The organism is Rhizobium leguminosarum, assembly GCF_019798305.1.
In the GTDB taxonomy this organism is placed as follows: domain Bacteria; phylum Pseudomonadota; class Alphaproteobacteria; order Rhizobiales; family Rhizobiaceae; genus Rhizobium; species Rhizobium leguminosarum_U.
This window is the reverse complement of sequence record NZ_JAAXDD010000010.1, coordinates 79,010-102,564: the sequence shown is the minus strand read 5'-3', so window position 1 is coordinate 102,564 and position 23,555 is coordinate 79,010. Positions and strand designations below refer to the sequence as shown.

At 62.0% G+C, this 23,555-nt stretch carries 15 protein-coding genes and 1 pseudogene; 5 read left to right on the top strand and 11 right to left on the bottom strand.

Translation table 11 applies throughout. From position 1 onward, the window contains the following. The first annotated feature begins 175 nt into the window (after window positions 1-175). Window positions 176-3,931, top strand: a complete 3,756-nt coding sequence (locus tag HFO99_RS19010; protein WP_222362857.1) for a PAS domain-containing sensor histidine kinase — start codon at window positions 176-178, stop codon at window positions 3,929-3,931. A 289-nt stretch (window positions 3,932-4,220) separates the two neighbouring features. Here the strand turns inward: HFO99_RS19010 and HFO99_RS19005 are convergent, their stop codons facing one another. Further along, window positions 4,221-6,173: an acetoacetate--CoA ligase gene (locus HFO99_RS19005; RefSeq protein WP_222362855.1), complete on the bottom strand. Its 1,953-nt coding sequence runs from the start codon at window positions 6,171-6,173 to the stop codon at window positions 4,221-4,223. Window positions 6,174-6,448: 275 nt separating this feature from the next. Between HFO99_RS19005 and HFO99_RS19000 the strand changes: the two genes are divergently transcribed. Beyond that, entirely contained in the window at window positions 6,449-8,341 is a 1,893-nt protein-coding gene (locus tag HFO99_RS19000; protein WP_222362853.1) for an AsmA-like C-terminal region-containing protein, read from the top strand. A gap of 76 nt (window positions 8,342-8,417) precedes the next feature. Here HFO99_RS19000 and HFO99_RS18995 read toward each other — a convergent pair whose 3' ends face one another. From HFO99_RS18995 to HFO99_RS18975, 5 genes are all read right to left on the bottom strand, one after another. Next, complete coding sequence (locus tag HFO99_RS18995) at window positions 8,418-9,236, bottom strand: ABC transporter permease (protein ID WP_017967096.1); 819 nt, start codon at window positions 9,234-9,236, stop codon at window positions 8,418-8,420. Window positions 9,237-9,239: 3 nt separating this feature from the next. Continuing rightward, window positions 9,240-10,151 carry an ABC transporter permease subunit gene (locus tag HFO99_RS18990; protein WP_222362851.1) on the bottom strand — a complete coding sequence of 304 codons (912 nt, stop codon included), beginning with the start codon at window positions 10,149-10,151 and terminating at the stop codon, window positions 9,240-9,242. A 4-nt stretch (window positions 10,152-10,155) separates the two neighbouring features. Beyond that, window positions 10,156-11,298, bottom strand: a complete 1,143-nt coding sequence (locus HFO99_RS18985; protein WP_222362849.1) for an ABC transporter ATP-binding protein — start codon at window positions 11,296-11,298, stop codon at window positions 10,156-10,158. A 114-nt stretch (window positions 11,299-11,412) separates the two neighbouring features. Then, window positions 11,413-12,510: a polyamine ABC transporter substrate-binding protein gene (locus HFO99_RS18980; protein WP_164576252.1), complete on the bottom strand. Its 1,098-nt coding sequence runs from the start codon at window positions 12,508-12,510 to the stop codon at window positions 11,413-11,415. 126 nt (window positions 12,511-12,636) lie between these two features. Next, complete coding sequence (locus HFO99_RS18975; RefSeq protein ID WP_222362847.1) at window positions 12,637-14,046, bottom strand: short-chain fatty acyl-CoA regulator family protein; 1,410 nt, start codon at window positions 14,044-14,046, stop codon at window positions 12,637-12,639. 190 nt (window positions 14,047-14,236) lie between these two features. On the opposite strand from HFO99_RS18975, the gene aceA reads away from it, so the two are divergent. Continuing rightward, entirely contained in the window at window positions 14,237-15,526 is a 1,290-nt protein-coding gene (aceA, locus tag HFO99_RS18970) for an isocitrate lyase (RefSeq protein WP_222362845.1), read from the top strand. Between the two features lie 21 nt (window positions 15,527-15,547). Further along, on the top strand, window positions 15,548-15,784 hold the full coding sequence (locus HFO99_RS18965; RefSeq protein WP_003545603.1) for a hypothetical protein: 237 nt from the start codon (window positions 15,548-15,550) through the stop codon (window positions 15,782-15,784). A 21-nt stretch (window positions 15,785-15,805) separates the two neighbouring features. Here HFO99_RS18965 and HFO99_RS18960 read toward each other — a convergent pair whose 3' ends face one another. After that, window positions 15,806-16,675, bottom strand: coding sequence for a LysR family transcriptional regulator (locus tag HFO99_RS18960; RefSeq protein WP_222362843.1), 870 nt, complete (start codon window positions 16,673-16,675; stop codon window positions 15,806-15,808). A gap of 88 nt (window positions 16,676-16,763) precedes the next feature. Here HFO99_RS18960 and HFO99_RS18955 point away from each other — a divergent pair, with 88 nt between their 5' ends. Next, on the top strand, window positions 16,764-17,000 hold the full coding sequence (locus tag HFO99_RS18955) for a hypothetical protein (protein ID WP_222251231.1): 237 nt from the start codon (window positions 16,764-16,766) through the stop codon (window positions 16,998-17,000). On the opposite strand, the gene HFO99_RS18950 is transcribed toward HFO99_RS18955, so the two are convergent. The 4 genes and pseudogenes from HFO99_RS18950 to HFO99_RS18935 form a co-directional block, all read right to left on the bottom strand. Further along, window positions 16,973-18,820: a methyl-accepting chemotaxis protein gene (locus HFO99_RS18950; protein WP_222362841.1), complete on the bottom strand. Its 1,848-nt coding sequence runs from the start codon at window positions 18,818-18,820 to the stop codon at window positions 16,973-16,975. The genes HFO99_RS18955 and HFO99_RS18950 overlap by 28 nt on opposite strands. Window positions 18,821-19,049: 229 nt before the next feature. Beyond that, window positions 19,050-21,581: a methyl-accepting chemotaxis protein gene (locus HFO99_RS18945; protein WP_222362839.1), complete on the bottom strand. Its 2,532-nt coding sequence runs from the start codon at window positions 21,579-21,581 to the stop codon at window positions 19,050-19,052. 313 nt (window positions 21,582-21,894) lie between these two features. Next, complete coding sequence (locus tag HFO99_RS18940; RefSeq protein ID WP_222294957.1) at window positions 21,895-22,038, bottom strand: hypothetical protein; 144 nt, start codon at window positions 22,036-22,038, stop codon at window positions 21,895-21,897. A gap of 214 nt (window positions 22,039-22,252) precedes the next feature. Further along, window positions 22,253-23,474 (bottom strand): annotated as a pseudogene (locus HFO99_RS18935) (NAD(P)/FAD-dependent oxidoreductase). Window positions 23,475-23,555: the final 81 nt, after the last annotated feature.

The following is a 23,555-nucleotide window of genomic DNA, read 5'->3' as shown; positions in this document are numbered from 1 at the left end:
TAGTTGGGATGATGCTTATATAAGACATTCCATTGTGCATTGCAACAATTATTGTGCAATGCACAAGACGTTAACCTTTCCGGCCGAAAACCCCCTCCTCTGCTGGACCGACATGCGCCCCGCAGTTATTAATAAGCCGTTAATTTAAGAAGGCCGACAGCGACAAGGTTCGAACATGCCCGCAGTCCAATATCCGTTCATCGACATCGCCGTGCATGCACGGGTGCGGGAACGCTTTTCACGCGGCGAGGCCATGGTGCTGTTTTCGGCCGATCTCGCCCGTCTGCTCTGGGCGAACGGTGCGGGTGCGGAGCTTTTCGGCCATTCGGCGGTTTATGACCTGCTCGATCAGGGCGTCGACCGCGCCGACATCACCTTCCGCCAACTGGAAACGGCGGCGCGCCAGCTCACCGATATCGGCGACAGCCGCAGCCTGATGATCCGCGTTGCCAAGGGCTTTCAGCGTGCACAGGTACAGGCGGCTGCCGAACTGATCCACCTTTCCCAGGGCGAAAACGCCATCCTGTTTTCGGTGCCGGTCTCGGCAAAGCCGCTCGCGTCAGGCGCATCGGCGGCCCAGATGCTGCAGGGACTTGATGATCCCGATACGCATATGGCGGTGATCGGCGCCAATGGCGAGGTCATCGCGGCTTCCCCGGGCTTCGCCTCGCTCGGGATCTCCGAGCAGACGGCAAAGACCTTGATCAACCTTGCCGGCGCACATCCCGACCGGTTGGTGAAGCGTCCCGTCGCCACCGCCAGGGGCAATCTTCCGGCCGCGGTCGGCAAACTCAGCGACGACCCAGCGCTCAATCTGCTCTTTGCTGTGGAGGCCGCGATCGATCATCTCGACCCGGTCGATACGCCCGCGCTCGACCCGGTCGATGCGCCCGCACAGGAAGAAAGCGCGCCACCTGCCGAAGCGCTTCAGGACGAGCCTCTCGCCACCGCAGGCTTCACCGAGATCATCGACGCGGTCTCGGGGATCGAAGAGGTCGAGGAGACGCTGGAGGAGATCGCCGGGGAAAGCGAACAGCCGACGGAGACTGCGGCGGCATCCACAGACGAGGCGGTTGAAGAGACGCAAACTGCCGGACATGCGGAGCCCGAGAGCGACGGCGGCGTGATCGACAGTGACGCGGATGACGCCGAGGAGCCCGCCGCGATCATCGAGGACGACTTGGCCTCCGTTGCCGAGACGGTGGAAACAACGGCGGCGGAAGCGCCTGTCGAAGCCAGCGAAACGCCTATCGAAGACACGCCGGAAGCGGACCACGAAGAACCCGTCAAGGCAACGACTGTTGTCCCCGACGCGCGCCCTGCCGTTGAGCTTGCGGCTGCGCCCGGCTTTGTCTTCAAACCGAACAGCCGCGCCACGCGCTTCGTCTGGAAGATCGATGCGGAAGGCCGGTTCAATGAGGTCAGCCACGAATTTGCCCAGGCCGTCGGTCCGCATGCGTCCGACATTATCGGCTCTGCCTTCGGCGACGTCGCTGCCCTCTTCAATCTCGATCCTGACGGCAAGCTTTCCGAGGCGCTCGCCCGCCGCGACACGTGGTCGGGCAAGACGATCCTCTGGCCGGTCGAAGGCACCAGCCTCGTCGTTCCGGTCGATCTGGCGGCGCTGCCGACTTATACCCGCAACCGCGACTTCGATGGTTTCCGCGGCTTCGGCGTCGTCCGGCTTTCCGATACGCAGGAAGATCCGCTGGCACTCGGCCTGACACTCGGCCCGGACGGCATCGGCCATGATGCAGCGAGCCTCGGCCCACCCGCCGAGACCATTGCCGGGGTGGCACACGAAGCGGAGACAGCGCCGGAAGAGATTTTTACCGAGCAGGCGACCGTCGAGACACCTGCCCCGGAAAGTGCTGCAGAAAAAGCGGAACGCCGCGCCGATGCCGGCGACGTTTCCGCCGCCGAGCCAGGAGAACTTTCGCAAGAGCCGCCGGCGCTTCGAATTTCGGAAACGCCCAATCGCCGTTTCTCCGACAAGATCGTTCAGCTCCACAACAGCGGCGCCGCACTGACGGCTGCCGAACAGGCCAATTTCCGCGAGATCGCCAAACGTCTCGAAGCCTTCGGCGCCCGCAAGGAAGAGCCTGCCGCCGCAGCACCGATGGAACCCAGCGCCGCGGCGCCGGCGGAACCCGCCGCCACGGAAAAGACGGGCTTCGAAGAGGCCTCCGGACCCGAAGAGTTCGAGGCCGAAACACCCACCGCCGACAAGGCGGAAATACCGTCGCTCGAGGAAATGGCGCCGCAGGAGGCGATCTTCGAGAATGCCATCGAGGCGCAGTGCGAAGACGACGGCGCCACCGAAGAACCGGCTGTCATCGCCGAGGACGAGGCGACGGAAGGGCTGGAGGAGACGGTCAGCCAGATCGAGGTTCTCGCCAGTTTCATCCCGCCGCGCGTCAAGATGACGGACGGGCTGACGGTCGGAACGGTCGACCAGCTGCCTGTTGCCGTGCTGATCCATGTCGGCGATGCGCTGCTCCATGCCAATCCGGAATTCATGCGGCTGACCGGCTACAATTCGCTCGACTCATTGCGCGAGGTGGGCGGCATCGAAGCTCTGCTGCAGCGCCGCGAACTCGAGGAAAAGGCCGCAGGCTCCGGCACCATGATGCTCGTCAAGGCCGATGATACGCTGGCGCCGGTGACCGCGCGGCTGCAATCGGTGCGCTGGGAAGACGCCAACGCCCTGATGCTGGCTCTGATGCCGGTGGAAGGCAAGGAAGACAGCCGCGGCGAAGCAAGCCGTTCCGAAGGTCGCCCCGAGCGGATGGTCGAGAAGGTCGCCAAGCTTCAAGTCGAAGTGGAAGAATTGCGCTCGATCCTGGAAACGGCGACCGACGGCGTCGTCGTCATCGGCACGGAGGGCGACATCCGCTCGATGAACCGCTCGGCCAGCGCGCTTTTCAATTACGACGAGCAGGAGACGCGCGGCAAACCCTTCGTCATGCTGTTTGCCCATGAGAGCCAGAAGGCGGTCATGGACTATCTGAACGGCCTCTCCGGCCATGGCGTGGCAAGTGTATTGAACGACGGACGCGAAGTGATCGGCCGCGAGGCCGCCGGCGGTTTCGTGCCGCTATTCATGACGATGGGCCAGCTCACCTCCTCCAATGGCTATTGCGCCGTCATCCGCGACATCACCCAGTGGAAGCGCACCGAGGACGAACTGCGCAACGCTAAGGGTGCGGCCGAAACCGCCAACGCTCACAAGACCGATTTCCTTGCCCGTGTCAGCCATGAGATCCGCACACCGCTCAACGCCATCATCGGCTTTTCCGACATGATGGCGGGCGAGCGTTTCGGGCCGATCGGCCATCCGCGTTATATCGAATATGCCAACGACATCGGCCGCTCTGGCCGACACGTGCTCGACATCGTCAACGACCTGCTCGACATTTCGAAGATCGAAGCGGGCGAGATGGATCTCGATTTTGATGCCGTCGGTCTCAACGAGGCGGTCTCCGAGGCCGTGGCACTGATACAGCCGCAGGCGAATGGCCAGCGCGTCATCATCCGCACGGCGCTGTCGCAATCGGTCCCCGATGTCGTGGCCGACCTGCGCTCGATCAAGCAGATCGCCCTGAACATCCTGTCGAACGCCATCCGCTTCACCCCATCAGGCGGGCAGATCGTCGTTTCCACGTCCTATGAGGCGAATGGCAGCGTCGTCCTCAGGGTCCGCGATACCGGCATCGGCATGACGCGCAGCGAACTCGACCAGGCGATGAAGCCGTTCCGGCAGGTCTCCTCGACCCAATCGCGCCATCGCGGCGACGGCACCGGGCTCGGCCTGCCGCTGACCAAGGCGATGGTGGATGCCAACCGGGCAACGTTCTCGATCAATTCGACGCCGAACGAGGGCACGCTCGTCGAGATCACCTTCCCGTCGCAGCGGGTGCTGGCCGGCTAACGCAGCGTGCGTCGATTCAAAAAGTGTTACAGCTTCCTTTGCGCGCATAAAGAGACGCGCTGCGGTGTAAGTGCCATAAAGAAAAGGCAGCCAGAGGCTGCCTTGAATTTGGTGCTGTTCAACAAGAGCTCGGTGAATCAACGTCATGTTTCGGAGGCCAGGAGGCCTCAGGCCGCCTCGTTCATGTGCGGCCCCCAAGTTAGCTTCACATTTGACAAACCTTTCTTAACGAAAGGTTTCCATGACAGGAGATTGATAGAGGGTGAAAGCTTGTAGTTTCCGATCGCTGTCAATCCTTCAGTTCGCTTAGCCCGGCGAAGAGCCGCAGCGCCTCAGGATTGGCAAGCGCTTCCTGGTTCTTCACCGGCCGGCCGTGAACGACCTCCCGCACGGCAAGCTCGACGATCTTGCCGGATTTGGTGCGGGGAATATCGGCAACCGCGATGATCTTCGCCGGCACGTGCCGCGGCGAGGCGCCGGTGCGGACACGCGTCTTGATCGCCTTGACGAGATCCTCCGTCAGCGTCACATCGGGGGCGAGGCGAACGAAGAGGATGACGCGCACGTCGTCATCCCACTCCTGGCCGATGCACAGCGCCTCGGCCACCTCCTCCATCTGCTCGACCTGATTGTAGATCTCGGCCGTGCCGATGCGAACGCCGCCAGGATTGAGCGTCGCATCCGAACGGCCGTGAATGACAAGGCCGCCATGCTCCGTCCATTCGGCGAAATCGCCGTGGCACCAGACATTGTCGAACCGGTCGAAATAGGCGGCGCGATATTTGGCGCCATCGGGATCGTTCCAGAACATCACCGGCATCGACGGGAAGGCCTTGGTGCAGACGAGTTCGCCCTTCTCCCCGCGCACCGGCTTGCCGTCATCGTTCCAGACGTCAACGGCAAGGCCGAGGCCGGCCCCCTGGATCTCGCCGCGCCAGACCGGCTGCAGCGGATTGCCGAGCACGAAGCAGGAAACGATATCGGTGCCGCCTGAGATCGAGGCGAGCTGCACGTCTTCCTTGATGCCCTCATAGACGAAGGTGAATCCCTCCGGTGACAGCGGCGAACCGGTGGAGGTCATCAGCCGGAGGCTGGAGAGATCATGGCTCTCGCGCGGCGTCAGCCCGCCCTTGCGCACCGCGTCGATATATTTCGCCGAGGTGCCGAAGATGGCGAATTTTTCGGCCTCGGCATAGTCGAACAGCACGTTGCCGTCGGGGGCGAAGGGCGAACCGTCGAACAGGCAGAGCGTTGCGCCGCTGGCAAGGCCGCTGACCAGCCAGTTCCACATCATCCAGCCGCAGGTGGTGAAGTAAAACAGCTTGTCGCCCGCCTCCAGGCCGCAATGCAGCCTCTGCTCCTTCAGATGCTGCAGCAGCGTGCCGCCGGCCGAATGCACGATGCATTTCGGCACGCCCGTGGTGCCTGACGAAAACAGGATGTAGAGCGGATGCGAAAAACCGAGCCGTGTGAACTCGACCTCCTTTGCCTCGTAGGGCGCGACAAAGGCTTCGAGTGTTAAAGCCCCCGGGGTCTTGAGCGCCACCGCCTCGGCATCGCCGGCGTAATGGACGACGATCGTCGGGACACCTAGGCTTTTTGCGACCGTCGCGACCTTGGCGCCGACATCCTGCAGCTTGCCGGAATACCAATAGGCATCGCAGGCGATGAAGAGCCTCGGCTCAATCTGGCCGAAGCGGTCGAGCACACCCTGCTCGCCGAAATCAGGCGAACAGGACGACCAGATTGCGCCGATCGAGGCGGCGGCGAGCATGGCGGCGACGGTCTCCGGCATGTTCGGCATCATCGCGGCGACGCGGTCGCCCTTGCCGATGCCGAGCGCTGCGAAAGCCTGCTGCAGCTTCGAGACCAGCGCGCGGAGCCGGTCCCACGACCAGCGGTCCTCGGCCTTGTCCTCGCCGCGGAAGATGATCGCATCTCCCTCACCGCGGCCAGACAGCAGGTTTTCGGCAAAGTTCAGCGTCGCATCAGGAAAGAAGCGGGCTTCCAGCATGCGGTTGCCATTGGCAAGCACCTCTGCGCCACGCTCCCCCTGCACGCCGCAAAAATCCCAGACGGTCGACCAGAAGTTCTCCCGCTCGGCCACCGACCATGCATGCAGATCCTCAAAGCCCGAAAGAGAAAGCCCGAAGTCGGCATTGCAGCGCTCCATGAAGGCATGGATCGGGCTTTTTGCAATGGCATCCTGCGAGGGCACCCAAAGTGGTCTGTTATCCTGCATTCAATCCTCCTCCCCAATGCCGTCCTTATATCATGCTGCATTGCATTATAAAGCGTGGAACCGACGCGATCCGACGTCTGCAGCATGATGCCGAAAAGTGTGAGCGATTTTCGGACGGCATCATGCTCCAACTATTTAATTGAAAGTGCTACAGCGTCCTTTGCGCGTCCGAAAAGACGCGCGGCACTGTCGGGATTTGCATATGCCTGATATTTCCTATATCCGGCGAAATCAGCGCATAACGGGATGACCGGCTGAATTTGCCGGCGGAGATCATGAGCACGTCAAGACATCGCAGGTGGCGCAGGAAGATCGGACCCGTTTCGCGCTGGCTTCCGGGCTTCGCCCGCCTGTCGACGGTATTCCTGCTGATCGCGCTGGCGCTTTTCGTGGCGCTCAGGGTTGCCGCGCCCTATCTTATTTCGACCGGCTTCGTGCGCTCCGGCATCGAGGACGCGCTGTCGAAATGGACGGGCTACCATGCCGAGATCAAGGGTAGTCCGGTTCTCGAATTCTGGCCGACACCGCGCATCACGCTGAACCAGATCACCGTCCGCCAGCCGCGCGAAAATGGCGATAAGCTGCTCGGCAGCATTGAAAGCCTGTCGGCCGATTTCAGCCTCATCGATGCGTTGCGAGGCCGGACGAGCTTCCACGATTTCCATTTGGTACGCCCCAACCTGGCGCTGACACGCGACGAGAAAGGCCTGATCGACTGGAGTTATGCCGGACTGCTTGCACGCGCGATCAGTGGCGTACGCTACGAAAACGGCGCTGAGGTGCTCAATCCTGATCTCGATGCCGAGATCGGCGCAGTGACCGTCGAGGACGGCACGCTTGTGGTCACCGACATCAGGACCGCCAAGACCTATCATTTCGGCAGCGTCACCGCAGATATCGCCTGGCCGAGACTTTCCGGCGCGATCTCGGCAGTCGTCATCGCCCGTATCAACGGTGAGGATCTGAAGGTCGATTTCGCCTCGCGCCAGCCGCTGCTCGCCTTTGCCGGCAGGAATGCCGAGACACGGACGTCGCTCACATCAAACCTTTTGACCGCGCATTTTCAGGGGATTGCCAGCATCGCCAGCCTTTCGGCCCTTTCCGGCAATATCACCGCCAGCATTCCCGATGTGCCGGCGCTGCTGACATGGTCGGGCAAGTCGATCCCCGGTATCGCAACACTGAAGAACGCTTCGCTGGAATCCGACATCATGTCGTCGGGCAATGGGCTGCGCTTTAACAATCTCAGTCTCTCGCTGAACGAAGCGAGCGCCACCGGGGTGATGGACCTTTTCACCCAACCCGGCAAACGACCGAAAATCGGCGGCACGCTCGCCTTCGACCAGATGAACCTCAAGCCCTTCCTCGACGCCTTCGCGCTGAGGCTCGCCGCCGGCGAGGCAGAGGAAATCTCCGCCGGCATAGGCGGGCCGCTGCAGGCGCTCGATGTCGACGTCAGGCTTTCGGCGCGGCGCGCCCAGATGGGTCTCTTCGAGCTTTCCGACGTTGGGGCCAGCATGATCGTTGCCGGCGGCGAGGCCAAATTCGATATTGGCGACAGCCAGTTCGAGGGCGGCGAGATGACCGCGCATCTGGAAGCGACGCAACGCGACTTCGACGGCGGCGGCAAGCTGCAGCTGTCGATTCGCAATGCCGACTTCGCAGCCCTTGCCGAGCGCCTTGCGCTGAAGGGTCCACTGCCGCTTGCGACAGGATCGCTCGATCTCGACCTGCAGTCGCCAAAGGCGATCTGGACGACCGGCCTTGCCGACGTCACCGGCAAGCTGCACTTCTGGACGGGGGAAGGTACCATTCCCGGCATCGATGCCGCAGCACTCCGGACGCAGGCGGCCGAAAAGCCGTTCTTTCCGCTGAGCGCGGCAGCAGGCGGCGCCTTCGCCTTCAACCGGCTGAACCTCCAGGCCGATTTCGCCAACGGCACCGCCGAGATGCACGACGCCCATATCGCCGGCGCCACGCAGACGCTGACGCTTTCCGGCGTCATCACCTATCAGTCGAACGGGCTGGCGCTTTCCGGATCACTGGAGGCAACCGATCCGGCCAAGGCCGCGGAGCTGCCGCTTCTGCCGTTCTTCATCGGCGGTTCATGGCCGAACCCGGTGATCTCGCCGGTGCCGCTGTTCGGCAATACACCTCACGCGCAATAGAGCATTTCCGTTTTTCTTCGAATCACGGAAGTGCTCTATCCCTTTGTTTTCACGCAGAGCCGCCGCGCACGTTAGATCAGGCGCCGGCAGCAGCGGCGCGCTCGTCCCTCTGGCGCTGCGTTTCGCGGCGCTTGGTGATGATCGAGGCGCAGATGACGCCGACCGCGACGATGCCGATCAGGATCGTGCACACCGCATTGATCTCAGGCGTCACGCCGAGGCGGACCTGGCTATAAATCCTCATCGGCAGCGTGGTGGCGCCAGGCCCCGACGTGAAGCTCGCAATCACCAGATCGTCGAGCGACAGGGTGAAGGCCAGGATCCAGCCGGAGGCCACGGCGGGCGCGATGATCGGCAGGGTGATCTCGAAGAAGGTCCGCACCGGCGGCGCACCAAGATCCTGGGCCGCTTCTTCGATCGAATGATCGAAGCTCAACAGGCGCGACTGCACGACGACGGCGACGAAACACATGGTCAGCGTCGTATGCGCGAGCGTGATCGTCCAGAAGCCGCGGTCGAGGCCGATTGCCACGAAGAGCAGCAGCAATGACAGGCCGGTGATGACCTCTGGCATGACGAGGGGCGCATAGACCATGCCCGAAAACAGCATGCGGCCGCGAAAGCGTGTGTAGCGCACCAATGTCAGCGCTGCCATCGTGCCGAGGATGGTTGCCAAGGTCGCCGACAACAGCCCGACGCGCAGCGTAACCCAGGCAGCGTCGAGCAAGGCCTGATTGCTCATCAACGAGACATACCATTTCGTCGAGAAGCCGCCCCAAACGGTCACGAGCTTGGATTCGTTGAAGGAGAAAATCACCAGAAGCACGATTGGCAGGTAGAGGAAGGCGAAGCCGAGGGTGACGGAGAGGATGTTGAAGCGGGTCCATTTCAGCATGGCTTATTTCCCCCGCTCTTCGGCTTTGGCCTGGACATTCTGGAAAAAGACGATCGGAATGACCAGGATCAGCAACAGGATGGTCGCCACTGCCGAGGAGACCGGCCAGTCGCGGTTGGAATTGAACTCGTTCCACAACGTCTTGCCGATCATCAGCGTCTGCGACCCGCCGAGCAGATCGGGGATGACGAATTCGCCGACGGCCGGAATGAAGACCAGCATGCAGCCGGCCACCACGCCGGGGATCGACAGCGGGAAGGTGACGCGCCAGAAGGCGGTGATCGGCGGGCAGCCGAGATCCTGCGCGGCCTCGATCAGCGTGCCGTCCATCTTCTCGAGCGCCGAATAGAGCGGCAGCACCATGAAGGGCAGATAGGAATAGACGATGCCGATATAGACGGCGGTATTGGTGTTGAGGATGATCAGCGGCGTGTCGATGAGGTGCAGCGACAGCAGCAACTGGTTGAACAGGCCCTCCGGCTTCAGGATGGCGATCCAGGCGTAGACGCGGATCAGAAAGCTCGTCCAGAAGGGCAGGATCACCAGCATAACCAGCGTCGGGCGCAGGCCACGCGGCGCCTGCGCCATGCCGTAGGCGATCGGATAGGCGATCAGCAGCGTCAGGAGGGTGGAGATCGCGGCAATCACCACGCTCGACACATAGGCGTTGAAATAGAGCGGGTCGTCGGTGAGGTAGGTGTAATTATCGAGGGAGAGTTCACTGAGCTTGTTTAAGAGGCCAGCCCAGCCGTCGGCAAAGGAGAAGACGGGCTCATAGGGCGGCATGGCGATCGCCGTCGTCGACATCGAAATGCGGAAGACGATGAAGAAGGGCGCCAGGAAGAAGAGCAGCAGCCAAGCATAAGGGATGACGATGACAAGGCGATTGTAGAGGCCGGACGTGAACTTGCCCATGATGTCAATCCTTCAGCAGCACGCCGGCGTTTTCGTCGAAGGAGACCCAGACGTCCTGATCGTAGGTGAAGGGGTCGTCGACGGAGCGCTGCGCGTTGAGGGAGGAGGCCTTGACGACCTTGCCGCTCTGCAATTTCACATGGAAGACGGTCATGTCGCCGAGATAGGCGATATCCCAGAGTTCGCCCCTCGCAGCGTTGACCGAAGCGTTGGCGGGAGGCGTGCGCCCGACCCGCATTTTTTCCGGCCGGATGGCAAAGCCGACGGCGCTGCCTGCCGAGGGTGTCTCGGAAGCGGCGACACGCACGCTGAAGCCGCTATCGACTGATATCTCGACGGTGCCGTTGCCCGAAGAGGCGACCTTGCCGTCGAAGATGTTCACGTCGCCGATGAAATCCGCGACGAAACGGCAATTCGGCGCCTCGTAGATCTCCGCCGGCGTCGCCACCTGCACGACCTTGCCGTGGCTCATGACGGCGATACGGTCGGCCATGGTCATCGCCTCTTCCTGATCGTGGGTGACGACGACGAAGGTGAGGCCGAGATTCTGCTGCAGGTCCATCAGCTCGAACTGGGTTTCCTCGCGCAGCTTCTTGTCGAGTGCGCCGAGCGGTTCGTCGAGCAATAGCACCTTCGGGCGCTTGGCAAGAGATCGGGCCAGCGCCACGCGCTGGCGCTGGCCGCCGGAAAGCTGGTTCGGCTTGCGGGATGCAAATTGCTCCAGCTTGACAAGCTTCAACATCTGCAAGACGCGGTCAGTCATCTCGTCCTTCGCCATGCCGTCCTGTCTCAGGCCGAAGGCAATGTTCTTCTCGACTGTCATGTGCGGGAAAAGCGCATAGGACTGGAACATCATGTTGACGGGGCGCCGATAGGGCGGCGTGCCGGCCATGTCGGTGCCGTCGAGCACGATTTCGCCCGAGGTCGGCTGCTCGAAACCGGCGAGCATGCGCAGAAGCGTCGACTTGCCGCAGCCGGAGGCGCCGAGAAGCGCGAAGAACTCGCGGTGATAAATATCGAGCGACAGATTATCGACGGCGGTGAAATCGCCGAAACGCTTGGTGACGTTCTTGATGGATATGAAGGGCTTGGCGGACGGATCGGTCCAAGGTGCGAATGAGCGGCGAATATTGCCTAGAGACTTCATATTGTTCCCCGAAAAATACATTCTTTGCTTTTGTTATTGGCTTTTATTCCCGGTTTCACCCGGCCGGGATCGTCAAAAAAAGGCCCGGACGTTTCCGTCCGGGCCACTATCAAATCATTGGCCGGTGACCACAGTGGTCCATAGCCGCGTCACGATCCGCTGCGTCTTCGGATCGAGCGGCGGAACGGTAAAGAGTTTCGCCATCACTTCGGGCGTCGGGTAGATCGCCGTATCGTCGAGGACCTCCTTGTCGAGGAACTGCTGCGACGCCTTGTTGCCGTTGGCGTAGAAGACGAAGTTCGAGGCCTTGGCGATCACTTCCGGCTTCATCATGTAGTTGATGAATTCATGGGCTTCGGCGACATGCGGCGCATCCTTCGGAATGCCAAAGACGTCGAAGAAGATCTGGGCGCCCTGCGACGGCACCGAATAGTCGACCTTTACGCCGGCATTGGCTTCCACGGCACGGTCGCGGGCCTGGAACATGTCACCAGAATAACCGAGCGCGATGCAGATATCGCCGTTCGCCAGCGCGCTGATATATTCGGAAGAGTGGAACTTGCGGACGAAGGGACGAACAGCCGTGAGGACTTCCTGCGCCTTCTTAAGATCGGCGGGATCGGTGCTGTTCGGATTGAGCCCGAGATAGGCGAGCACCGAGGGCACGACATCAGTCGGGGAATCCAGCATATAGATGCCGCAATCCTTGAGCTTTGCTGCTTTCGCCGGATCGAACAACGCGTCCCAATTGGGCTTTTCGTCGGTGCCGAGGGCGGCCTTGACCTTGTCGACATTGTAGCCGATGCCCGTCGTGCCCCACATGTAGTCGACGCTGTATTCATTGCCGGGGTCGAAGGACGCCACACCCTTCATGATGACGTCCCACATGTTGACCAGGTTCGGCAGCTTCGACTTGTCGAGCTTCTGGTAGACGCCGGCGGCGATCTGGCGCTGCATGAAGGAGACGGTGGGGACGACGACGTCATAGCCCGAACCGCCGGCCAAGAGCTTGGTTTCCAGCGTCTCGTTGGAGTCGAAAGTGTCGTAGACGACCTTGATCCCGGTTTCCTTGGTGAAATCCTCGAGGATGGAACTGTCGATATAATCCGACCAGTTGTAGACGTTGACCACACGCTCCTGCGCAAAGGCCGGCACGGCAGCAAGGAGCGCGGTAACGGCGGCGGCCGTCACGCTTAGGATGGTTGACCTCATGACTTCTCCTGTTTGTTCAAAGATTCCGCACCCTCGGACATCTTTTCCCTCTGGTTTTTCACGCAGACTAAGAAGGAATTTCTAAGCCCACAAGCGCAAAATCCTGCGCCCTCAATGATTTCACAATCACTGGAAGTCGAAGGCGCTGAGCCCGGCCACCATCTCGTCGAGCCCGAGCGGTCTCGTCACCGGCGGCTCGGCCCGGGAAAGGCAGCCGCGCCGCTCGCAAAGTCGACAGGCCGGACCGATCGCAACCGGATCGAGCGCCGTCGCCTGCCCGTAGACCACCCCCTCGCCAAGGGCAGCGTCGCAGCCAATCAGGATCGCGGTGCGCCTGACTCTTTCGCCGAATTCGACGCTCGGCCCTTCCAGGGTGCGGGAAACCGTCAGGAAGGATGCGCCGTCAGGCATGACGACCGTTTCGGCGAGGATTTGGCCCGGCTGCAGGAAGGCAGCATGGAGATTGAGCTTCGGACAGCCGCCGCCGAAACGGGCGTGCGGAAAGCCCTGGGCGCCTGCCCTGCGCAGCCGGTGGCCCGCGGCATCGATCTCGACCAGGAAGAAGGGGATGGCGGCTGCCCCCGGGCGCTGCAGCATGCCAAGGCGCGCGGCGGCCTGGCCGAAGGAAACGCCGAAGCGCGCACGCAGTATATCGATATCGTAGCGCGTTGCCTTCGCCGCCGAGAGAAAGGCTTCATAGGGCATTGCGAGCGCTAAGGCCGCGATGCGGGCAAGCTCGAAGCGGGCGATGCGGCGCGCCTCGGCGGAGAAGAGCGAGAGATCGTCGAGCTCGGCCTCGATTGCCGGCAGCAAAGCGAGAGTCGCGGCTTCGATGGCGATCTCATGCGCACGGTCGGCCTGTGACAGGCGCTCCGAGATGAAAAGCCGCATCGAATGGCGATCGAAACGGCGACGCAGATCCGGCATCACATGGACGGGCAAGACACGCACCGCGATGCCGCGCTCGGAGCGCAGCCAATCCTTCAGCCCGGCGGCAAGATCGACGCCCCAGGGGAGCGTTGCGGCAAAGGCTTCCGCCGCCGTCTCGATCTGCCCGAAATAGCCGGAACTGCGCTCCAGCGTCTCGCGCACCTCGTCCAGCGGCAACCGGCCGGCGGCGACCGGCGCATGCCCTTCTGCGGCCATCAGCGCCGTCAGGTCGGACAGCCTCGCCGCCTGCTCGCGATAGGCGCGGTAGAGCTTGATCATGCCGCTCGCGGCATTGGGTGCTGCCTCGGCCACCTCCACCAACTCCTGATCACCCGGCAACTCGCCCGACAACAGCGGATCGGCAAAGACCTCCTTGAGCTGATCGAGACTGCCGCCGGTCTGCCCCCGCAACTCCTCCAGATCGACCCTGTAGACGCTTGCAAGCTTGAGAAGGAGCTGCACCGTCAACGGCCGCTGGTTGCGCTCGATCAGGTTCAGGTAGGACGGCGATATTTCAAGCGCCTCGGCCATGGCGGTCTGCGTCAGCGCCAACGCATTGCGGATGCGCCTGACTTTCGGGCCTGCGAATATCTTTCGTTCCGCCATGTCACACCCTTTGACAGGCAAGGAGCGCTGTATTTACAAAATTTTACAAATTCACAGCGCCGCTCTGTCAATCTTCGTCATCTTAACCCCTTTCCAGGCAGGAAATCAAAGGTTTTCCTGGTCATATCGGCGCAAATTGTCAATCTTGTCATGCAGCACCTTTATCGGGCTTTTTAGTGAGGAGAGCAGCATGACGGATTTTTACAAGCTTGTTCCAAACGCATCAGCTGGCCGCTTCAACGGCATCGAGAGACCGTATTCGGACGAGGACGTGCAGCGGCTCAGAGGCTCGGTGGCGCTGCGCCATACGCTGGCCGAGATGGGGGCGGACCGGTTGTGGCGGCTCATTCACCAGGAGGATTTCGTCAATGCGCTCGGCGCGCTTTCCGGCAACCAGGCCATGCAGATGGTGCGCGCCGGACTGAAGGCGATCTATCTTTCCGGCTGGCAGGTGGCGGCCGACGCCAATACGGCATCGGCGATGTATCCCGACCAGTCGCTGTATCCGGCCAATGCCGGTCCGGAACTGGCCAAACGCATCAACCGCACGCTGCAGCGCGCCGATCAGATCGAGACCGCGGAAGCCCAGGGACTTTCCGTCGAGACCTGGTTCGCACCGATCGTTGCCGATGCGGAAGCAGGCTTCGGCGGACCGCTCAACGCCTTTGAGATCATGAAGGCCTATATCGAGGCGGGCGCCGCCGGCGTCCACTTCGAGGACCAGCTCGCTTCGGAGAAGAAATGCGGCCATCTTGGCGGCAAGGTGCTGATCCCGACGGCCGCCCATATCCGCAATCTCGATGCCGCGCGCCTTGCCGCCGACGTCATGGGCGTTGCAACGCTCGTCATCGCCCGCACCGATGCGGAAGCGGCGAAGCTCTTGACGTCGGACATCGACGAGCGCGACCAGCCCTTCGTCGACTATGATGCCGGCCGTACGGTCGAAGGTTTCTATCAGGTGCGAAACGGCATTGAGCCCTGCATCGCGCGTGCCGCCGCCTATGCGCCGCATTGCGATCTCATCTGGTGCGAGACCTCGAAGCCGGACCTCGATCAGGCGCGGCGCTTTGCCGAAGGCGTGCACAAGGTCCATCCCGGCAAGCTGCTCGCCTATAATTGCTCGCCTTCCTTCAACTGGAAGAAGAACCTCGACGAGGCGACGATTGCGCGGTTCCAGCGCGAACTCGGCGCGATGGGCTACAAGTTCCAGTTCATCACGCTCGCCGGCTTCCACCAGCTGAACTACGGCATGTACGAACTGGCGCGCGGCTACCGGCAGCGGCAGATGTCGGCTTATTCCGAGCTGCAGCAGGCGGAATTCGCCGCCGAGGTCAATGGCTATACCGCCACCAAACATCAGCGCGAGGTCGGCACCGGCTATTTCGACGCCGTGTCGCTCGCCATCACCGGCGGCCGGTCTTCGACCACGGCGATGCACGGTTCGACCGAACATGCGCAGTTCAAACCGGCTGCGGAATAACTCGAAGAGGAGGAGAAGATCATGGCATCCATTACACGCGTCAGGGAACGGGCCGAGGAACAGGCAAGCAGCATGAGCGAGGATCAGCAGACGACGATCCGCATGCTCGCCAACGACCTGCATCGGCTGAACCAATCGGTCATGAAAGCCGTCGAGGCCGGCGTCTCGGTCGAACTGGTGCGCTCGGCCCGTCATCACGGCGGCGACGGCCACTGGGGCGACTTGCTGATTCCCGTCGTCGTCACCAACCGGCATTGACGAAAAGCCGGCCGCGGCGCTTCAGCCGCGGCTCGGTCGTTTTCCGGCGAAGAGATCGGCATAACTTTTGATGAGCTTGGTCATGCGGTCGGCGACCGTGCGGATCTCCGGACGATGGCGGTCCTCGGCATTCATGACGATCCATTGCCGGTGGCGCAATTCCGGTAACTCGCCGCCCTGCCGCTGCAATTCGGGATGGAGATCGCCGACGAAACAGGGAAGCACCGTCTTGCCGGCGCCGGCGCGCACCAGGTCCGGCAGCGAGCGCGGCCGGTTGACGGTGGCGACGATCCCCGTCGCGGCATGGGCGTGCGGCCAGCGCAGATAGGCCGATATCGCCTCGTCCTCGGCGACCGCAATCCAGCGCTCGTCGGTCTCGGCGGCGTTGCGCCTGATATAGACGGCATAGGCCACCTCCCCGAGCTGACGTGCGGCGAGATTGGCCTCCTCGGGCTCGAAGGCGCGAATACCGATATCGCTCTCGCGATAGGCAAGGCTTGCCCGCGCCTCGCCGATGGTCAGCGAAATGGCGAAGGCATCGCCCGGCATGCGGATTGCGGCGAAATTCTCCGTCAGCAGCCAGGCGAGCCAGGTGCCGGCGGTGACCCTGACGGTGGTGCCGCCCTCGCCGGATTGCCTCCACGCCGCCACCTTGCGGGCGGCGGCCTCCATCTCCTGAAGGTGATCGAGCAGCGCCTGGCCATCCTGCGTCAGACGGTATCCGGTCTGGCTGCGCGAAAACAATGCGCGGCCGATCTCCTGCTCGAGATCGAGCATGCGCCGGCCGACGGTCGCCGGGCTGAGCCCGCTTGCGGTGCTTGCCCCCGTCAAACCGCCGAGCCGGGCGACCTGCAGGAAAAGCTGATAGGAATCCCAATTCGCATTTTTCATATATGAAAAACATAGCGGGATTTTCCCCGTTTATAAAGAGAAATTCGATGCCTAAATCAGGTGATGTGACATAGGAAAGGACATTGCCATGATCGACATGCTCACTATCGCAGTCACCATCGGCTATCGGCACTATCCCCAACGAAGCGGTGGCAAGGCGGAAGAGGACAGATTTTATGCCGAGTTCGGAAACAATAGCCTTATTGGCTTTGCCGCTTGGCTGACGTCGCTCGACCTCAACCTCGGAAGGGGCCGCAGGGCCACTGCGAAATCCCGCAGCCGCTGCGGCTGCGCAGTTCAGGCGACTCTTCTTGCTCCGAGATGAGCCGGTCCGGCTTCTGCGACGATGCGGAACCGCTCGATCAGCGCCATCAGCGTATCGGCCTCGCCGGCAAGCAGGCGGCTTGCCTGCGTCGTCTCGGCAACCATCGATGCGTTCTTCTGGGTCATCTGGTCCATGGCGTTCACGGAACCGTTGACCTCCTGCAGCGCGGCCGACTGATCACGGCTGGCGGTGGCGATGGTCTCGACATGGCCGCTGATCGCGATGATCTCCTGGCTGATCGAGGCAAGGACGCTGCCGGTCTTCTGGACCAGTTCGGAACCTGCCGTCACCTCCCGGCTCGATGTCTCGATCAGCGACTTGATCTCGCGCGCCGCATCGGCCGAACGCTGCGCGAGTTCGCGGACTTCCTGGGCGACGACGGCAAAACCCTTGCCTGCCTCGCCGGCGCGCGCCGCCTCGATGCCGGCGTTCAGCGCCAGAAGATTGGTCTGGAAGGCGATGTCGTCGATCACCTCGATGATCTGCTCGATGCGCTGCGAGGCCTGCTCGATGCGTTCCATGGCGGCGACGGCATCGCCAACGACGGCGCCCGAACTGTCGGCCGTTTTCTTGGTCGCAGCCACGACATTGTTGGCTTCACGGGCACGCTCGGCGGATGAACGAACGGTCACGGTGATCTCTTCCACCGCGGCCGCAGTCTCCTCGAGGTTCGCCGCCTGCGCCTCGGTGCGTTTCGAAAGCTCGCCGGCAGAGGCGGAGACGGCGCCGCTGTTGCGCTGGATCGTCGCGGCGCTGTCACGGATACCGGACAGGGTATCCTGGAGCCGCAAGAGGGAAGCGTTGAAATCGACGCGCAGCTGCTCCAGCCGGCCGACGAAGGGCGTGCCGATCGTTTGCGAGACGTCGCCCTGCGACAGGCGCCCGAGGCCGGCGGCAAGCTGGTTGACGGCAAAGTCGATCTGGCCGTCGAGCGAACGCTTGTCGGCGTCGTTCCTGGCGCGTTCGGCATCGCTCAAGGCGCGCTGTTCGCCAGCCTGGGTTTCCAGATCGCGCCTTGCGCGGGCGCTGTCGCGGAAAAGCGCCAAGGCCCGGCCGATATCGCCGAACTCGTTCTTCTTTTCGATACAAGGGATCGCCCCTTCGAGATCGCCCGCGGAAATCGAGTGCACGCTCACGGTCAGCGCCTGCAAAGGCTTCACCGACAGGCGGATCGCATAGAAGGCGAGAACGCCGACGATGAGCATGACGATGGCGCCGACACCGAGAACCAGCATCTGCAGCTCATACATGCGCTGGTAATAGACCTCCATCGGAATGCCGATGAAGAGAATGCCGACATTGGCGTTCGAGGCATTCTTGATGGGGAAATAACCGGTCATGAACTTGCGGCCGAAAAGCTCCGCCGGACCGTAATAAGCCTCACCCCTGGCGAGAACTGGCTGGGCGGGGTGCTCGGCTATCAGCTTGGTGCCGACGGCGCGGTCGCCGTTTTCCTTCTTGACGTTGGTGGATATGCGGACGTAGTCGCTGCCCTGTTTTTGGAAGATGGTCGCGACACCGGCGATCGATTGCGCCGTGCGGTCGACCAGCGAATGATCGGCAAGGGCGGGAATGGCGTCTTCGGTGACGGCGGAGAGCTGATTGTCCTTCAGTTCGATCTTTGCAGCCTGATCAGCCGCGCCGTAGAGGACAGCCATCGCACGGGCGGCGTCCTTCGCATCGGAGACGGCCCCGTCCATGACCTGATGGCTCAAATTGTAATAGGTCACGCCAACGATGGCGGCCGTGCTGATCGCCAGCAGAAACAGCGTGATCGCAACGATCTGGCGTACGATCGACGTAGAGAAAAGGCGCAGCATCGAGACCCCGGGAGATAGACCAAGGTTAAATTAGACTAAAAGCGTTAAGGAAGATTCTCCGTAAATCAGGGTTGTCGGAGGTATTCATCGGTCTCGTTTCGGACGGACCATCTATGCGTGATGGCCGCGCCGCCGCTCGCAATCCGACCGGAGCGCGATTTCTGCGAAATAAAGAAAACGGCCCCGGAAAACTCCGGGGCCGTTCGCACGAAGGCGGGTCGGTCGATGATCAGGCGGCGCGATAGACCGGCGCACCGGTGGCGTCGCCGTCGATCTTGAACTGCTGAATGAGCCGGCGCAGCGAACCGGCCTCGTCGGCTAGTTCGCGGCTGGCGGCAGTCGTCTCCTCCACCATGGCGGCGTTCTGCTGCGTCATCTGGTCCATCTGGTTGACCGTCGCGTTGACGCTCTGCAGCGCGTTGGACTGGTCGTGGCTGGCGCGAGCGATCATCTCGACATGCTGGCTGATCGTGACGATCTGGGCGCTGATCTTGGCGAGCACCGTGCCAGTCTCCTGCACGAATTGCGAGCCGGAATTGACCTCGTTGGTCGACTTGTTGATCAAGCCCTTGATCTCCTGCGCCGCGGCTGCGGAGCGTTGGGCCAGTTCACGGACTTCCATCGCGACCACCGCGAAGCCCTTGCCGGCTTCGCCGGCGCGCGCCGCCTCGATCCCGGCGTTGAGCGCCAGCAAGTTGGTCTGGAAGGCGATCTCGTCGATGACGCCGATGATCTGCTCGATCTGGCGCGAGGCACCTTCGATGCGGCTCATCGCGTCGATCGCATTGCTGACGACGACGGCGGAATCATCGGCGCTGCGCTTGGCCTGGCGGACGATCTGGTCGGCATCCTTGGCGCGTTCGGCCGACGAGCGGACCGTGACGGTGATTTCATCGACGGCAGCCGCGGTCTCTTCGAGCGATGCAGCCTGCTGTTCGGTGCGCTTGGAGAGGTCCTCGGCCGACTGGGCCATCTGGTTGCCGTTGCCCTGGATCAGTTCGACATTGTCGCGGATCTGGCTCATCGTCGCCTGCAGGCGCATCATCGAACCGTTGAAATCCTGGCGCAGCTGTTCGAGACGGCCGATGAAGGGCGTTTCGATCGTCGTCGAGATATCGCCCTGCGACATGCGTTCGAGGCCGGCGGCGAGCGCATTGACCGCAAATTCGATCTGACGATCCATCTCGCGCTTTTCGGCGTCGTTGCGCTGGCGCTCATGTTCGGCGGCGGCGCGTTCCTCGTCGCTCTGCTCCTCGATGCGGATTTTCGAGATGGCGTTTTCCTTGAAGATGCCGAGCGCGCGGGCCATGTCGCCGATTTCATCGTGGCGCTGTTCGCCGGAGATGCTGGTATCCAGCGCCCCTTCGGCGATGCGGCGCATGGCGGCGGTGATATGGCTGATCGGGCGTTGCAGCGTCAGCACCAGGGCAATGCCGCCGAGGATCGAAAGCAGGATGCCGAGACCGGTGGTCATGACGGAGATGCTGTTTGCCTGGGTGCGCTCGGTGCCGGCCGTCTGCTTCTGCAGTTCGGCAAAATCGGTCAGCTTTTTCCAGATCTGGTCGAGCTCCTGGCGCGCCGCGGCATAGGCCGTGACGCGCTCGCCGATCGTGTCGACGATCTTCGAACTGCCGCCGGAGATGACGTCGAGCGCCGGCTGGATCGCACCTGATATGCCTTCGGCAAAGCCCATGCCCTTGGCGCTGGTGACCAGCACCTGCATGTCCTTGCCGAGCGTGCCGGCCTGCTGCTGCAGTCGCACGAGATTTTCCTTGCTGGAGTCGGCGAGAAAATCGGAAAGAACGATCTGCAGCGAATAGACGGAATTTTCGAGACGCCGCGTATCCTGCAGCACCGAGTTGGCCTGGGCAATCCGGCCGTCGAGCGCGGCGAATTCCTGGGTCGCGTCACGCATTTTCTGCGTGGCGGTCAGCTGCGTATAGGTCGAGGTCTGGCGGAAGCGCGAAACGAGACGGCCGAGCTCCGTGGCGGTTTCATCGGTCGGATTGGGTGTCTGCACGATCGCCTTGATGCCGTCGATGGTCGCAGCCAGTGCCTCGATGACATTCTTCTGATTGCTCGGAACGGAGATGGCAATCAGACGCTGCGATTTGATGATCTCAGGCATCTGTTCGTTGATGAAGGCGATCTTGTCCTGTGGTGTCTGCGGCTTGCTGAAGCCGCTGGCGACGGTGCCGAGGAAATCGCCGCCCTTCAGCAAACGGTCGGCCGTGCGAAGGGTGCTGGTGGCGGCGCTCTCGTCGCTCTGGACGGTGCTCTGCAATTCTTCGGCCTGGTAGGACACGGTGAAGCGGGTGCTGATCACGCTCTTCTGCGCTGCGTCGATCTGCTCATGCAATGCCTGCTCCTGCTCGTGCAGAGCCCAGAGTTTGTCGACGACGCCCGAAATCTCCTTGGTGCGGCGCGACGCCTCCGCAAGGCTGTCGCGGCCGGCGGCCTCGTCACCAACTTGGTTCAGCGTCTGGTCGAGCACGCCTTGCTGGGTCTTCAGATCCGCGATCAGCTTGTCGCGCGCCTCAGGACTGGTGACGCGCAGGAAATCGTCCATCGAACCATAGAGATCCTTGAAGCCGCTCAGCGACTGCAGCACGCTGTTGGATATTTCCATGCGGCCCTGCAGAAGTCCCGAAGCGTAGAGGCCCGTCAGGCCCACCGCCGAAATAGTGACGACGAACGGCAGAACGAAGATCAAAACCTTCGTCTTGATCCTGAAGCGGGAAAGAATCTTGTCAATCAACATGGCGTTCCGGGCCTTTCATACACCACTCCTCCCGCAGGCGGCCACATGGCGCCAGCCGGGTGCACATCGAGCTGTTCTTATTTTACATTGGGGAACCCGGAGGCCAGGCGGCAGTCATTGCCAGTTCATGTCCAAACAACTTGGAAATGCCCAAATATTCGCGAGCAATTGTGTCAGATTAGATATTAATTTTCGGATAAGCGGTGACAGCGGGTTAAGCCAAGGCGGTGAAATAGTTGCAAAATTATGAGCCGCGTCGTAGCGGTGAGGTGATCACCATGTCGCAACGTTGGTTCCAGGTCTGCGGACAGGATCAGATGAAATGCGAGAGCAGCAGCGCGAGGGTGGCGGCGGTGGCGCCGGCAGCGAGCATCAGATAACGCAGGGCGACCATCCGGGCGTTCGGCTTTGCCTGCGCAATTGCGATGGCGCGGGCGCGTCGTGTGTTTCTGTTCATGGTCGAAACCTCACTTCTCTCTGACACAACAACAATCCAACAAAACGGCTTGCCGGTAAAGCTTAATTTAGGAACAGCTTCGCAAACCGCCAATTGAGACAGGATGGCGCACCTCTATTAAGAAGTCTTGAATCGGTATCTCCGGATACTTCCAAGGCATATCAAAAAATGTGCAGCGGCTTTAGGCCCACTACATGCATCGAAACAAGGAGCTTTAGACGCATTCGCCCGCGGCAAAACCGGAAGCCCAGGCCCACTGGAAATTATAGCCGCCGAGCCAGCCGGTGACGTCGACGCACTCGCCGATGAAATATAGGCCGGGCACGGCTTTTGCCTCCATGCTGCGTGAATCGAGCGCTGCCGTGTCGATACCGCCGAGCGTCACCTCGGCGGTGCGATAACCTTCCGAGCCGGACGGTTTGACGGCCCAGTTCTGGGCGCCGGCGGCAAGGCGCAGCAGCGCCTTGTCAGGCAGGTCGGCCATGTTGCCGGAGATCTTTTCGCGTTCGACGAGAAATTGTGCCAGCCGCTTCGGCAGGAGGTCGCCAAGGGCTGTCTGCGGCGACTGGCGGCCATTGAGCTGCTTTGCCGCCTTCAGATGCGCCGCAATGTCGATATCCGGTTCGATCGCAACCACAATCTCGTCGCCTTCGCGCCAGTGCGAGGAGATCTGCAGGATAGCGGGTCCGCTCAGCCCCCGATGGGTGAACAGCAGCGCTTCGCGGAAGGCGGTCCTGCCGTGACGGATTTCGGCCGGGGCGGCAATGCCGGCCAGCGGCGCGATGCTCTCCAGCAGGCCGGGATCGAGCGTCAGCGGCACGAGGCCGGGGCGGGTTTCGAGCACGGTCAGGCCGAACTGCTCGGCGAGGCGATAGGCCAAGCCGGTGGCGCCCATCTTCGGGATCGACTTGCCGCCGGTGGCGACGATCAGCGATGATGCTTCACAATGGCCTTCGCTCGTCGATACCCGGAAGCCGGCTTCGGTCTTTTCAACGCCTGATATCTCGGTGCCAAGATGCAGTACTGCGCCGGCCATGCGCATCTCAGCCAGCAGCATGCGGATGATGTCTTTGGCGCTATCGTCGCAGAAAAGCTGGCCCAACGTCTTCTCGTGCCAGGCAATGCCATGGCGGTCGACCATGGCGATAAAATCGGCGGGCGTGAAACGGGCGAGCGCCGACTTGCAGAAATGCGGGTTGGCGGAGAGGAAATTCTTTGGTCCGGCATGGATATTGGTGAAATTGCAGCGGCCGCCGCCGGATATGCGGATCTTCTCACCAGGCGCCCTGGCATGGTCGAGGACCACGACCGAGCGGCCGCGTTTTCCCGCGCGGATGGCCGCCATCATGCCCGCCGCCCCGGCGCCGATGACGATGACGTCGCTTTTGCGCTGCAAACCCGTTTTCCCCGATCAAAATCACGTCTTCTTTTTCCATCAAAGGGCGAAAGTCAACGTTCTCAACCCCTCGCCAATTGACAAAGTCTGGTTATGATGGCGCCACGATCAACGCAAACCG

Bases quoted from the DNA above. Each gene is read 5' to 3' on its own strand.
- HFO99_RS19010 (WP_222362857.1), top strand. From the start codon at position 176: ATGCCCGCAGTCCAATATCCGTTCATCGACATCGCCGTGCATGCACGG.
- HFO99_RS19005 (WP_222362855.1), bottom strand. From the start codon at position 6,173: ATGCAGGATAACAGACCACTTTGGGTGCCCTCGCAGGATGCCATTGCA.
- HFO99_RS19000 (WP_222362853.1), top strand. From the start codon at position 6,449: ATGAGCACGTCAAGACATCGCAGGTGGCGCAGGAAGATCGGACCCGTT.
- HFO99_RS18995 (WP_017967096.1), bottom strand. From the start codon at position 9,236: ATGCTGAAATGGACCCGCTTCAACATCCTCTCCGTCACCCTCGGCTTC.
- HFO99_RS18990 (WP_222362851.1), bottom strand. From the start codon at position 10,151: ATGGGCAAGTTCACGTCCGGCCTCTACAATCGCCTTGTCATCGTCATC.
- HFO99_RS18985 (WP_222362849.1), bottom strand. From the start codon at position 11,298: ATGAAGTCTCTAGGCAATATTCGCCGCTCATTCGCACCTTGGACCGAT.
- HFO99_RS18980 (WP_164576252.1), bottom strand. From the start codon at position 12,510: ATGAGGTCAACCATCCTAAGCGTGACGGCCGCCGCCGTTACCGCGCTC.
- HFO99_RS18975 (WP_222362847.1), bottom strand. From the start codon at position 14,046: ATGGCGGAACGAAAGATATTCGCAGGCCCGAAAGTCAGGCGCATCCGC.
- aceA (WP_222362845.1), top strand. From the start codon at position 14,237: ATGACGGATTTTTACAAGCTTGTTCCAAACGCATCAGCTGGCCGCTTC.
- HFO99_RS18965 (WP_003545603.1), top strand. From the start codon at position 15,548: ATGGCATCCATTACACGCGTCAGGGAACGGGCCGAGGAACAGGCAAGC.
- HFO99_RS18960 (WP_222362843.1), bottom strand. From the start codon at position 16,675: ATGAAAAATGCGAATTGGGATTCCTATCAGCTTTTCCTGCAGGTCGCC.
- HFO99_RS18955 (WP_222251231.1), top strand. From the start codon at position 16,764: ATGATCGACATGCTCACTATCGCAGTCACCATCGGCTATCGGCACTAT.
- HFO99_RS18950 (WP_222362841.1), bottom strand. From the start codon at position 18,820: ATGCTGCGCCTTTTCTCTACGTCGATCGTACGCCAGATCGTTGCGATC.
- HFO99_RS18945 (WP_222362839.1), bottom strand. From the start codon at position 21,581: ATGTTGATTGACAAGATTCTTTCCCGCTTCAGGATCAAGACGAAGGTT.
- HFO99_RS18940 (WP_222294957.1), bottom strand. From the start codon at position 22,038: ATGAACAGAAACACACGACGCGCCCGCGCCATCGCAATTGCGCAGGCA.